The 12,331-nt window shown below is 74.2% G+C and carries 12 protein-coding genes; 9 read left to right on the top strand and 3 right to left on the bottom strand.

Going from position 1 to position 12,331, the window contains the following annotated elements:
- Nucleotides 1–119: 119 nt before the first annotated feature.
- Together B7L92_RS21855 and B7L92_RS21860 are read left to right on the top strand one after the other, a co-directional pair.
- A complete protein-coding gene (locus tag B7L92_RS21855) occupies nucleotides 120–677 on the top strand; it encodes a SigE family RNA polymerase sigma factor (RefSeq protein WP_081239174.1) in 558 nt (185 codons plus the stop codon).
- Nucleotides 674–1,897, top strand: a complete 1,224-nt coding sequence (locus B7L92_RS21860; protein WP_081239175.1) for a WD40 repeat domain-containing protein — start codon at nucleotides 674–676, stop codon at nucleotides 1,895–1,897. Before B7L92_RS21855 ends, B7L92_RS21860 begins: the two co-directional genes overlap by 4 nt.
- Here the strand turns inward: B7L92_RS21860 and dapA are convergent.
- On the bottom strand, nucleotides 1,894–2,832 hold the full coding sequence (gene dapA, locus B7L92_RS21865; RefSeq protein WP_081239176.1) for a 4-hydroxy-tetrahydrodipicolinate synthase: 939 nt from the start codon (nucleotides 2,830–2,832) through the stop codon (nucleotides 1,894–1,896). The genes B7L92_RS21860 and dapA overlap by 4 nt on opposite strands.
- 166 nt (nucleotides 2,833–2,998) lie before the next feature.
- On the opposite strand from dapA, the gene B7L92_RS21870 reads away from it, so the two are divergent.
- From B7L92_RS21870 to B7L92_RS21880, 3 genes are read left to right on the top strand one after another with little or no spacing between them, the layout of a single operon-like run.
- Nucleotides 2,999–3,448 (top strand): phage holin family protein, encoded by a 450-nt coding sequence (locus B7L92_RS21870; protein ID WP_438364011.1) that lies wholly within the window; start codon nucleotides 2,999–3,001, stop codon nucleotides 3,446–3,448.
- Nucleotides 3,445–3,966 (top strand): DUF3618 domain-containing protein, encoded by a 522-nt coding sequence (locus B7L92_RS21875; protein WP_081239178.1) that lies wholly within the window; start codon nucleotides 3,445–3,447, stop codon nucleotides 3,964–3,966. Before B7L92_RS21870 ends, B7L92_RS21875 begins: the two co-directional genes overlap by 4 nt.
- Before the next feature lie 46 nt (nucleotides 3,967–4,012).
- Entirely contained in the window at nucleotides 4,013–4,717 is a 705-nt protein-coding gene (locus B7L92_RS21880) for an antibiotic biosynthesis monooxygenase (RefSeq protein WP_081239179.1), read from the top strand.
- A 5-nt stretch (nucleotides 4,718–4,722) separates the two neighbouring features.
- On the opposite strand, the gene B7L92_RS21885 is transcribed toward B7L92_RS21880, so the two are convergent.
- A complete protein-coding gene (locus B7L92_RS21885; protein WP_081239180.1) occupies nucleotides 4,723–6,552 on the bottom strand; it encodes a DUF8508 domain-containing protein in 1,830 nt (609 codons plus the stop codon).
- A gap of 304 nt (nucleotides 6,553–6,856) precedes the next feature.
- Here B7L92_RS21885 and B7L92_RS21890 point away from each other — a divergent pair, with 304 nt between their 5' ends.
- From B7L92_RS21890 to B7L92_RS21905, 4 genes are all read left to right on the top strand, one after another.
- A complete protein-coding gene (locus B7L92_RS21890) occupies nucleotides 6,857–8,293 on the top strand; it encodes a hypothetical protein (RefSeq protein ID WP_081239181.1) in 1,437 nt (478 codons plus the stop codon).
- 223 nt (nucleotides 8,294–8,516) lie between these two features.
- On the top strand, nucleotides 8,517–9,974 hold the full coding sequence (locus B7L92_RS21895) for an alkaline phosphatase PhoX (protein WP_081239182.1): 1,458 nt from the start codon (nucleotides 8,517–8,519) through the stop codon (nucleotides 9,972–9,974).
- A gap of 90 nt (nucleotides 9,975–10,064) precedes the next feature.
- The gene (locus B7L92_RS21900; RefSeq protein WP_026085284.1) at nucleotides 10,065–10,712 is read left to right on the top strand and encodes a GntR family transcriptional regulator; all 648 of its coding nucleotides are present in this window, start codon (nucleotides 10,065–10,067) and stop codon (nucleotides 10,710–10,712) included.
- A gap of 29 nt (nucleotides 10,713–10,741) precedes the next feature.
- The gene (locus B7L92_RS21905; RefSeq protein ID WP_081239183.1) at nucleotides 10,742–11,758 is read left to right on the top strand and encodes a 1-aminocyclopropane-1-carboxylate deaminase; all 1,017 of its coding nucleotides are present in this window, start codon (nucleotides 10,742–10,744) and stop codon (nucleotides 11,756–11,758) included.
- Nucleotides 11,759–11,861: 103 nt separating this feature from the next.
- Here the strand turns inward: B7L92_RS21905 and B7L92_RS21910 are convergent.
- Nucleotides 11,862–12,331: TerD family protein (locus B7L92_RS21910; protein ID WP_143626361.1), on the bottom strand; the 470-nt coding region annotated here is incomplete at its 5' end.

Genomic DNA, 12,331 nt, shown 5'->3' on the forward strand with positions numbered 1-12,331 from the left:
CCCGGTCCCGTCCGTTCCGCGGTTCTCCCGCGGGGTGGCATAGCGGGAGGCGTCCGCGCGCGTCCATAGGGGCGTGGGGAGCGGACACCGGGTCCGCTCCCGGGGACGAGAAGGTGACGATGGATGCCGAGGCGCAGGAGAGTTTCCGGGAGTTCGTGGCGAACCGGTCGTCCGCACTGCTGAAGACCGCGGTCCTGCTGAGCGGCGGTGACCGGCACGCGGGCGAGGACCTGCTCCAGAACGCGCTGATCAAGGCGGCGGGCCGCTGGCACCGGATCGACGAACCCGAGGCCTACGTCCGGCAGGTTCTCTACCGGCAGCAGATCGGCCGCTGGCGCCTGAAGTGGCGGGGACGCGAGCTGAGCGTGGCCGAGCCGCCGGACGTCGGCGCGGACGAGGAGGCGTCGGCCGCCGCCGAGCTGCGCCTGCTGATGCGCGGCGCACTGGCCCGGCTGACCGCGCGGCAGCGCACCGTGCTGGTGCTGCGCTACTTCGAGGACCTGCCCGAGGCCGAAGTGGCCCGCATCCTGGGCTGCTCCGTCGGCACCGTGCGGTCCACCGCCCACCGTTCCCTGGCCCGGCTGCGCACCCTCGCGCCCGAACTGCGGGCCCTCGGCCCGGCCGGCGCCGAGCGGCGGCCGTCCCGTGACTACTCGCCCGTGGAGGTGCGGTCGTGAACGTCGACGAACTCGTGCGGGACACGCTGCGCGAGCAGGCAGCGGAACTGACCGTGCCCGGGCCGGGATTCGCCGACCGGGTGCTGGCGGTGCGCCGGCGCCGCCGCACGCGCAGGCTGGCCTCCGCCGTCGCCGCCGCGACGGCGGTGGTCGCGCTCGCGGCCGCCGTGCCGCTGCTGGACGCCGGGAAGGAGGACGTCCGTTCCGCCGCCGTCCTGGACGGGAGCGGCGTCCTCGCGCACCCGGACCAGTCGCCGCCGCGCGACCTGATCGCGGCCGGCCGGTCGGTGCTGGCCGCCCACTACACGGCGGAACCCGTGGAGCGCCCGGACGGCCGGGCCGTGTTCACCCGCACCTACTGGCTGCTCGACCCGGAGACCGGGAAGTACGAGAAGGACGACCGGTGGTCGTTCGTCGCCGTCGCACCCGGCGCGCGCACCGCGGCCGTCCTGGAACGGGAGCTGCCCGCACGGCGGATCGGCCTCCTCGACCTGGCGACGGGCCGCGTCGACCGGTGGATCACCGTCGACCACGGGGTCGGCGGCCTCGCCTTCTCGCGCGACGGGAGGAGGCTCCTCGCCACCACCTACCGCGAGCACCCCGACCTCATGGTGCGGATGAAGGACGAGTCCGGGGGCGTCGCCTGGGTGCGGCAGTTCGGCGGCACGTCCTCCCGGAGCGGCTTCCACGTCCTGGACGTGGAAGCCGGCCGGGGCACCTGGAGCCCGGTGGCGGAGCGCCGGGACGTCACCGGCCGGCAGGACTTCGCGTTCTCCCGGGACGGCCGGCTCGTGTACGCGCAGGTGGTCGGGGAGCGGGACGGGATGCAGCAGTTCCACGACCTCGCCGGCACCCCGGTCCCGGCGCCCGCGCAGGAACGGCACCTGCGGTCGGACGTCCCCGCGCGGCTGTCCCCCGACGGCAGGCTCGCCGCGTCCGGCCTGACGGCCGAGGCCGAGGACACGTCGTGGTCCGCGATCCGCGATCCGCGCACGGGCGAGGAGGTCGCCCGGGTGCGCGGGGCCCACCTGCTCGCCTGGGTGGACGACCGGCGGCTCATCGCCTGGGAGCGGGCCCCCGGGCCGGGGGAGTACCGGCCGCGGCTGGTCCTGGTCACCATCGGCAGCGAGAAGGTCCTGCCGCTCAGCGGGGTGCGGGAGCCGGACGGGTCCTTCGGGACGGTGGAGTGGGAGCCGGTGTTCGTCGAGCGCCGTCCCTAGCCGGGGAGGTCGGCCCGGTCGGGGCCGGCCAGGTGGTCGTACGCCGCCCTGAGCCCGTCGGTCGTCTCGCGGTCGGCGGGCCGCAGGGGCGGGCGGACCGGGCCCGCGGGGAGGCCCAGCGCGGTGAGCAGGGCCTTCGCCGTGACCGTGCCGGGCAGGCCGCCGGCCATCATCGCCTCGATGAGGGGGGTGGCCCGGTGCTGGAGGCGGGCCGCCCGGGCCGTGTCGCCCGCGTCGAAGGCGTCCAGGACCGCGCGGAGGCGGTCCGGGGCGACGTTCGCGACCGTGCTGACGAAGCCCGCGCCGCCGACCGCGTACAGGGCCAGGACGTGCTCGTCGCAGCCCGCGTAGTACGCGAGGTCCGTGCGGGACATGACCTTCTGGGCGGCGAGGAAGTCGTACGAGCAGTCCTTGACCGCCACGATCCGGGGGTGCTCGGCGAGCCGGAGCAGGGTGTCGGGTTCGATGCGGACGCCCGTGCGGGCCGGGATGTCGTACAGCACGAGGGGGAGGTCCGTGGCGTCCGCGATCTCGCGGAAGTGCGCCTCGATCGCGTCCTGCGGGGGGCGGCTGTAGTACGGGGCGACCACCAGGAGGCCGTCGGCGCCGGCCCTCCCGGCCTCGCGGGCCAGTGCGACGGTGTGGAGGGTGTCGGAGGTGCCGACGCCCGCGACGACCGACGCACGGGGCCCCACCGCCTGGCGCACCGCCGTGATGAGGGACGCCTTCTCCGCGTCCGTGGTGGTGGGGGACTCCCCCGTGGTGCCGGAGAGGACCAGGCCGTCGCAGCCGCGGGCCACCAGGTGGTCGGCCAGCCGCTGGGCGCCGTCCAGGTCGAGCACGCCGTCGGGGGTGAACGGGGTGACCATCGCGCACAGGGCGCGGCCGAAGGGGCGCGCCGTGGGGGAGGCCGCGGGAGACACCGCGGGGGTCATGGGATCCGTGGGAGTCATGGCAGTAGTGTCGGCGGCTTCATTGTGAAGGTCTACTTGTGATTCCTGTCCGGTATCGGTAAGCGTTGCTGTCGGATGGTGGGGGGTGTGCGGTGTTTTCCCGTGCCTCGTCCGGGAGCGGTAGCGGAGGGCGGTCGGGGGTACCCGGATGCCCCCGACCGAGAGGAGGCGGTACACCGTGACAGGGATCATCGACCAACGGCCGGTCCGCGACGAGCACCACAGCGTGGGTGAACTCATCGGGCAGGCCACCGAACAGCTCTCGCGGCTCGTGCGACAGGAAATGGCCCTCGCCAAGGAGGAACTGGCCGAGAAGGGCCGCCGCGCCGGACGGGGCGGCGGGATGCTGGGCGCGGCGGGGGCGTTCGCCTACGCCGGGCTGCTCGCGCTGGCCGGCACGGGGATCGCCGCCCTGTCGCTGGTGCTGCCCGTCTGGGCGGCGGCACTGATCATCACGGCGCTGCTGTTCGTCGTCGCGGCCGTGCTGGCCGCCGCCGGGCGCAGTCAGTTGCGCCGGGCCACGCCGCCCAAGCCCGAACGGACGATGGGCAGCGTGAAGGCCGATGTGGAGGAGATCAAGGGAAGGGCGCACCGATGACGCAGGACGTGACGCGCTCGGGTTCGCACCTGGATGCGGACGCGGAGCGTGCGGCCGCCGCCCGGGGGGCGAAGGGGCCGGACGAGCTGCGCCGGCAGATCGAGCGGACCCGGCACGAACTCGGCGACACCGTGGAGCAGTTGGCGGGCAAGATGGACGTCAAGGCCCGGGCCCGGGCCCGGGCGGACGACCTCCGGGACAAGGCCGGGGCGATGACCGTGCAGCTGCGGAGCAGCGCCGCCCACGCGGGGCGGACCGGGGCGCGGTACCGGCGGCCGGTGCTGGTCACCGGGGCCGCGGGGGCGGTCGTCGTGGCGAGCGTGATGATGCGGCGGTACGGGGGCGCGGGTACCGGGCGGGTGCGGATGCGCGCGGCGGGCCGCACGGGCACCGGGCGGACGTGGATGGCCGCGGCGGGCCGGACGAGGCCGGGCACGGGCGGATGGAGGCGTGCGTACCGCGTCCGCCGTCCGGTGGGACCCGTACGCCGTGCGCTGCTTGACCTGAAGTCCGGTTGAGATCGGAGGGTGGGGTCATCGCGTTCGCCGAGCAGTGGAGGCAGCCATGACCCGCCGTACGGACCGGCACCCCGATCCCGCCGATCCCCGCATCGGTGCACCGTTCTTCAGCACCTGGCGGGTGGGGACGCCGGAGCGGCAGAAGGAGGTCGTCGAGGCGATCGGGCGGACCTGGGAGCGGCGGGCCTGGCCGGCCCGCGGGCTGCTCGGGTACCACGTCTACGCCGGGGAGGACGGCGAGACGCTGCTGCACTACTCGCAGTGGGCGAGTGAGCAGGCGTACGAGGCGTTCGTGAAGACGCACCGGCAGGAGCGGGTGGACGAGATCGACACCGCCGTGCCGGGCATCGAGCGGGTGGCGCTGCACCGGTACCGGCACTACCGCAGCGGCGCGCGCGAGGAGGGCCGGGTCCCCGGGTGCGTGGTGATCGTCGACGTGGAGTTCGAGGGGGCGGACCCCGAGCGGCTGCGGAACTGGACCGATGCCGTTCTCGACGCTCTGGAGAGCGAGCCGGCCCCGCACCCCGGAGGGATCTCCGCCCACTTCCACCTGGGGACCGACGGGACCCGGGTGCTCAACTACGCCGAGTGGGAGAGCGCCCGGGCGCACGCCGACGCGCTGGCGGCGCCCGGTGACGGGGTCGGCTCGGCGACCGCCGCGTGGCGGCGGGTGCAGGAGTGGCCCGGGCTGAGGAGCAGCACCGTGCGGCGGTACGAGCACGTCCTCGGGCTCGTACCGCCGCACGGGTGAGCCGGTCAGGGACGGAAGCGCAGGACCTGCGGGTCGTGGTCGCTGATCTGGTCGTGGAACTCGGCGTTGAGGTGCACGCTGTCGTAGCTGAACGTGCCGCCGCGGCGGATCGACGGGCTGATCAGGATCTGGTCCAGGACCTGGCTGTTGCCCTGGTAGACGTAGGAGTAGCGCTCGCCGGGGGGAAGGGACTTGATCGCCGACCAGAGGGTGCCGCCGCCCTCGAGGATCTCGGTCGTCCGGGAGAACTCGAAGTCGTTGATGTCGCCCAGGGCGACGACGGCCGCGTTCTTCTGCGTTCCGAGGATCTTCGCGGTGAAGTCGTGGACCGCCTTCGCCTGGAGGTGGCGCTGGGTCTCCGAGCCGCGGGACGGCGGCTGGTACTGCGAGGTGAGGCTCTGGTCGCCGCCCTTGGAGGCGAAGTGGTTGGCGATCACGATGACCGTGCGGCCGCGGAAGACGAACTCGCCGGCCAGCGGCTTGCGGCTGTTCTCGAAGGCCGCGGACGCCGGGTCGACGCGGCCGGGGGAGACCGTCAGGGCCGCCTTGCCGCGGACCTTGGTGACGCCGACGGCCGTCGTGGCGTCGCTGCCCGCGCGGTCGGTGAAGGAGACCCGCTCCGGGTCGAACAGGAACACCTGGCGGATGTTGCCGCCGGGCTCGCCGCCGTCGGCCTTGTCGACCGGGTCGACCGAGCGCCAGTCGTACCGCGGGCCGCCGGCCGCCTCGACGGCGTCGATCAGCCTGGTCACCGTCACGTCGGCGGCGACCGTTCCGTCGTCGGTGGCGCCGTTGTTGTCCTGGACCTCCTCCAGGGCCACGATGTCGGGGGACCTGAGGTGGTCCACGATCGCGGCGGCGTGCGCGGCGAAGGTGCCGTCGGAGGGGTCGAGGTTCTCGACGTTGTAGGTGGCGACCGAGAGTTCGCCGGCGTGCTGCCTGCGGGTCGTCTCGCGCCGCAGGCCGCCCTCCTCGAGGGTGCCGAGCTCGTTCGCCACCAGGGTGTAGCCGCCGTACTGGTTGAAGTCCAGGGGGCCCGTGGTGGCGCCGGCGAGGGTGTCGCCGACGTTCGCGTCGGGGAAGTCCGCGGCGCTGCCCAGGGACTGGATCTGGAGGCGGCCGGTGTTCTGGGCGTCGTAGGAGCCGTAGACCGTGCCGCCGCGCCGGTTGTGGTTCTCCCGGGGCTTCACCGTGACCCAGAGTTCGGTGTACGGGTCGGTGGCGCCCACCACGCGGGTGTCGGAGACCTGGACGTTCATGCCCTCCAGGGACTCGTAGCGGTCCAGGGCGTAGGCGGAGGGGCGCAGCGGCAGGGCGTCGATCGAGCCGTTCGCGGCGGGGTCGCCGGCCGGGGCGTAGGCGGCGGGCACGGACCGCGCGTCGATGACGGTGGCGGCCGGGACCGGGTTGCCGCCGGAGACGACGGTGAAGGCGGGGCGCGTGATCTGCGTGAGGGACTGGTTGCCGGAGGAGGCGCCGCCCGGGACGTACTCCGTGACCGTGCCGGAGACGGTGACGGCGTCGCCCACGGCCACGCCCTTCGGGGTCGAGCCGGTGAAGACGAACACGCCCTCGCTGGTGGCGGGGTCGGCGTCCGGGACCGGGTCCTGGATCCAGAAGCCCCGGGACGAGCCGTAGGTGCGGATGCCGGTCACGATGCCGGTCACGTCGGTGACCTGCCGGCCGGCGTACGGCGATATGCGGGTGTCGCCCTGGATGTCGTGGATGCGCACGCCGTCGGCGTGCGCGGGGGAGGTGACCAGGACGGTGGACGCCGCGGAGCACACGGCGGCGACGGTGAGCGCGGCGAGACGCGCGGACGGCTTGCTCGGCAACGGATTCCCTCCGGGGACATGTGGAGCGCCGGGACGAGGGTGGAGCGTGGACGGCGGGAGCCGCGACCGGTGGGGCGGTGCGACGCGCGCAGGGGGCCGACGGGGGTGCGGGCCGGCTCCCTGGAGGTCCGGTGTACAACTGTCCGCCGATTTCTACGCGCGTCAATCTCCAGCCTGGCCAGGCCACTTGTCAAGGTTTCGGCCATGTACGGATGCTGAAGGGCAGATGAAGCGGGCGGCATGGGTGGAAATCCGTCTAGGCTGAGCGGCTGAGTCGTTGGAGACGTCCTAGGAGAACCGGCCGATGTCAGACAGCTCCCCCTTGCCGCCGGCGCGGCTGCACCCCGAAGCGGAGCTGGCGCGTGACGCGCTGTCCACCCCGTTGCTGTCCCGCGCCGCCCGACTCGCCCGCTGGGCCGGGCCCCGGACCAGGGTCGACGCCGGCGGTGGGCTCGTCGACGAGCAGGTGCCGGAGGCGGCCGAGGCACTGGGGCTGACCGGCGAGGACGCCGCCGCCGACGCCGCCGCGGCCTGGCGCGTCGCCCTGGACGCCGGGCTCGTCGAAGTGGCCGACGAGGAGGAGGGGACGGTCGCGGCGGGTGCCGACCTGGCGCTGCTCACCGGGGGGTCGCCGCAGGACGTGCTCGGGGTGTGGCTGGCCGCCCTGGAGACGGTGCTGGCCGACGCGAGCGTGCCCGACCTGGGCGGACTCGTCGACGCCATCGCCGCGGGGGACGGGTCCGGAGAGCTCGACCTCGACTCCCTGGACTGGGACCCCGAGGCCGAGGCGGAGTTCCTCGACGGCGTGCTCGGCAACCTCTACCTGCTGACCGTCGGCGAGGAGGGGCCCGCCGAGGCGCCGGTGCCGCTGCCCGCGCTGGCCGCGTCCGTGCTCGTCCCCGACGACATGGCCGAACCGACCAACGAGGTCCTCGAGCAGGTGTCGGACGCCATGATGCGGCTGGACGACCAGTTCCGCATGCTGGAGCCGGTGGGACTCGTGGAGTACCGGCCGGTGGACGAGACGCTGCTGAGCGACGCCGACGAGGAGCCGGCGGCGCCGGTGGACGACACCGACGTCTCCCGCTACGGCATGGTGCGGCTGACCCCGCTCGGACTGTACGGACTGCGCGCCCGGCTGCTGGAGGCCGGGTTCGACGCCCCGGCGGTCGGGGACCTCGCGGACAAGGGCGCCGACGCGCTGCTCGACGGCACGGCCTCCTTCCCGTCGGCGGCGGCCCACGCGGAGACCGAGCACTGGCTGAACCGGCGTGAACCCCTCACCGCCGCCCGGGAGTTGCTGGCCGCGGCGCGCGGGACGGACGAGGGCGCCCCGCTGCGGCGGCTGCGCTGCCAGCAGGCGCTGTCCCTGGTCGGTGTCTCGGCCGAGCCGGCCCTGCGGGAGGTGCTCGACGACGCCGAACTCGGCGGGCTGGCACGGGTCTGGCTGACCGAGCACGGGGCGGCCGACGTGCCGCCCCCGTCCGAGGCCATGATCTTCTGGCTGACCATCGACACGGTGGCCGCCCAGCTCGCGGCCGAGGGCAACTCCGAGGAACTGCGCGAGCTGGTGGAAGGGCTGGCCCGCCGGCACAGCGGCTTCTTCGCCACCGCCTGGCGGGTGGACCACCCGGCCACGGCGGACGTGCTGGAGGCGATGGGCCGGCTGCACCCGGACAAGAAGATCGCCAAGGAGGCCCGGAAGGCGGCGTTCAAGGCCCGGTCGCAGCGCGGAGGCTGAGCCGCGGACGACGCGCGGCGACCGGGCACCGGCGGGGCGCTGGGGGTGCCGGAGGGCCGCGGCCCCGCGGCCCGGGTGGACCCCGTGGCGGCCCCCGCGGTTCACACGAGCGGGGCGCGGCGTGACCCGTGGCGTTCAACCGGCGTTCAGGCGGGGGCGGGAGGGTGGCGTCGCACGGGCTCCGCCCCCCGCCACGGCCTGCCGACCGCCAACAGGAGACACCATGTCGCTCACCCGCAGGGACTTCGCCAGAACCTCCGCGACCGCCGGTGCCGGTGTCGCGCTGGTGGGCAGCGTCGGCGCCCTCTCCTCCGCACCCCACGCCCTCGCGACCGTCGACACCGAGAGCGCGGACGGGGCGTCCGGGGACGCGGCGGACCGGCACGGCGGGATCGGTTACGGCCCCCTCGTACCGGACCCGGACGGCATCCTCGCCCTGCCCGCGGGCTTCACCTACCGCGTCCTCACCCACGCCGGCAGGACCCGTCTGGAGTCGGGCGAGTTCACGCCGGCCGAGCACGACGGCACGGCCGCCTTCCCCGGCCCGCGCGGCAGCACCCTCCTGGTCAACAACCACGAGATGGACGGTCCGCGCGACGAGGCGGAGTTCCCCGTCCCGCTCGCCGAGGGCCTCGTCTACGACCCGGCCGCGCCCGGCGGCTGCACCGTCGTCGAGGTGCGCCCCGACGGCGGCGTCGCCGAATGGGTCGGCATCGCCGGCACCGCCAACAACTGCGCGGGCGGCAGCACCCCCTGGGGCACCTGGCTCACCTGCGAGGAGAACTCCGACCGGGCCGGCGAGAACGGCATGACCAAGGACCACGGCTACGTCTTCGAGGTCGACCCCGCCGACCGGCGCGCCAACCGCGACCCCAAGCCCCTGAAGTTCTTCGGCCGCTACGAGCACGAGGCCGTGGTCATCGACTCCAAGCGCGGCCACGCCTACCTCACCGAGGACGCCGACGAGCCCAACGGCCTGTTCTACCGCTGGACCCCGCCGAAGGACTTCCGCCACGGCCCCGGCAGGTTCCGCGCCCTCGCCGACGACGCGGGCGTCCTCCAGGCGCCCAAGTGCTACGACTCCGGCGGCCGGTTCGTCGACGACCTCTCCCGCGCCACGAGGACCGGCACGGTGTACGGCGTCGACTGGGTGGACGTGCCCGACCGCGACGCGCGGACCGTCGCCGTGCGCGAGCAGTTCGGACCCGCCGAAGTCACCCGCGCCCGCAAACTGGAGGGCATGTGGTGGGGCGACGGCGGGGCGTACATCGTCTCCTCGTACGCCCGTGAGGAGAGCCCCGGCCGGCACGACGGCCAGGTCTGGTTCTACGACCCCCGGCGCCGCACCCTGACCCTGAAGGTCCTGCTCGGCGTCGACCCGGACCCGGCCGGGGAGGGCGCCTTCGACGGCCCCGACAACATCACCGTCTCCCCGTACGGCGGCCTGATCATCGCCGAGGACGGCGAGGGCGCCCAGCACCTGTTCGGGGCCACCGACAGCGGGCGCACGTACCCCATCGCCCGCAACGAACTGAACATCGGCACCGAGGAGGAGCCGGAGTTCAGCGAATTCACCGGCGTCACCTTCTCGCCCGACGGGAAGACCCTGTACGCCAACATCCAGGAGCCGGGCATCATGCTCGCCGTCACCGGCCCGTGGAAGCGCCAGCGGCGCCGCTGACCCGACGCTCGCGGTTCTCTCCCGGCGACCCGCACACCCGTGCGGGTCGCCGTCTTGTCCGGCCCCTCACTGACATCTAACATTTCAGTCATGGAGGCCATGCGACCCGTGCGCCGGACCCTGCTCAGGGACCGTGCCCACGAAGCGATCCGGGACGCCATCGTGGCCGGGGAGATCGAACCCGGGGCGGTGGTGCGGGACGCCGAGCTCGCCGAGCGGCTGGGACTGTCCCGGGCGCCGGTGCGCGAGGCGTTCTCGCGGCTGGTCGACGAGGGGCTGCTGGAGAGCAAGCCGCAGAGCCACACCCGGGTGACCCCGCTCGTGGCCGCCGACGTGCGGGACGCCGCCGCCGTCGTCGGCGCCATGCACGAACTGGTCACCCGGGTCGCCGTGCCCCGGCTGCGGGAGGCGGACCTGGACGCCATGCGCACCGCCAACGAGCGGTTCGCGGCGGCCGTCCGCGCCGCCGACGTGGACGGCGCCCTGCGCGCCGACGACGCACTGCACGACGTGCTCGTGCGGGTGAGCGGCAACCGCGCGGCCGCCGCGACCGCCGCCCGCTACACCCCGCTCATCCGCCGGCTGGAACGGCGGCGCTTCGGCGAGGGCGGCGCCTGCCGCTCCGCCGGGCTGCACGAGCGGCTGATCGCGGCCTGCGCGGCCGGTGACACGGACGAGGCGGTCCGGGTCACGGCGGAGATCTGGCGGGGCCTGGAGGAGCTCGCCGACATTCCCTGACCGGGATCCACCGACCGGGAGGACCACTCATGTCCCTTTCGTCCCACGAGCGTTACCCGCTGCTCTTCGGACCCTCGCCCGTGCACCCGCTCCAGCGGCTGACCGCGCATCTCGGCGGTGCCTCCCTGTGGGCCAAGCGCGAGGACTGCAACTCCGGTGTGGCCTACGGCGGGAACAAGACCCGCAAGCTGGAGTACCTGGTCGCCGACGCGCTCGCGCAGGGCTGCGACACCCTGGTCTCCATCGGCGGCGTGCAGTCCAACCACACCCGCCAGGTCGCCGCCGTCGCCGCCCGCGCCGGGCTGAAGTGCGTGCTGGTGCAGGAGAGCTGGGTGGACTGGCCGGACGCCGTCTACGACAAGGTCGGCAACATCCTGATCAGCCGGCTCGCCGGGGCCGACGTACGGCTGGTGCGGGCCGGATTCGGGATCGGGTTCAAGGAGAGCTGGGAGCAGGCGCTGCGGGAGGTCGAGGAGGCGGGGGGCAAGCCGTACGCCATCCCGGCCGGCGCCTCGGACCATCCGCTCGGCGGGCTCGGGTTCGCGGGCTGGGCGTACGAGGTCGCCGAGCAGGAGCGGGAGCTGGGCGTCTTCTTCGACACCGTGGTCGTGTGCTCGGTGACCGGGTCCACCCAGGCGGGCATGGTCGCCGGGTTCCGCGCCCTGGAGGAGGCGGGCGGACGGCGGCGGCGGGTGATCGGCGTCGACGCGTCGGCGGCGCCCGCCCGGACCCGGGAGCAGATCGCGCGGATCGCGCGGAACACCGGTCGGCTCATCGGCGTCGAGGCCGAACTGACCGAGGAAGACGTCGAGTTGGACGATCGGTACCACGCGGGGACGTACGGCGTTCCCGACGGGGCGACGCTGGAGGCGATGCGGCTCGCGGCGCGGACCGAGGGGATGGTCACCGACCCCGTCTACGAGGGGAAGTCGATGGCCGGGCTGATCGACCTGGTGTCCCGGGGGGAGATCGGCCGCGACGCGACCGTGCTGTACGCCCATCTGGGCGGGCAGCCGGCGCTGAACGCGTACAGCGCGCTGTTCTAGGCACGCACCCCGGCCGGGACGGCCCGGGGCCGTGCGGGCTCCGGGCGGGGGCGCCGCGGCGCCGGGCGCCCACGGCGGGGCGCCCGGCGGTGCGCGCGAGGGGTCACAGGGCCTGGGCGGCCGGCTTCACCATGCCCCGCACCGTGCGGGACTTCACGAAGTCGCCCATCGCCGTCATCTCCCACTCCCCGGAGAACTGGCGGATCAGCTTCGCCATCATCACGCCGGTCTGCGGTTCGGCGCCCGTGAGGTCGAAGCGCACCAGCTCCTCCCCGGTGGTGCCGTCCAGGAGGCGGCAGTACGCCTTCGCGACCTCGGTGAACTTCTGGCCGGAGAAGGAGTTGACCGTGAAGACCAGGCCGGTGACCTCCTGGGGGAGGCGGCCGAGGTCGACGGTGATCACCTCGTCGTCCCCGGCGCCCTCACCGGTGAGGTTGTCGCCGGAGTGCCGGATCGCGCCGCCCACGATCTGGAGCTTGCCGAAGTAGCAGCTGTCGATGTGGTTGCGCTGCGGGCCGTAGGCGATGACCGAGGCGTCGAGGTCGATGTCCTTGCCGCGGTACGCCGGCTCCC

Source organism: Streptomyces viridosporus (genome assembly GCF_002078235.1).
Lineage (GTDB): Bacteria > Actinomycetota > Actinomycetes > Streptomycetales > Streptomycetaceae > Streptomyces > Streptomyces viridosporus.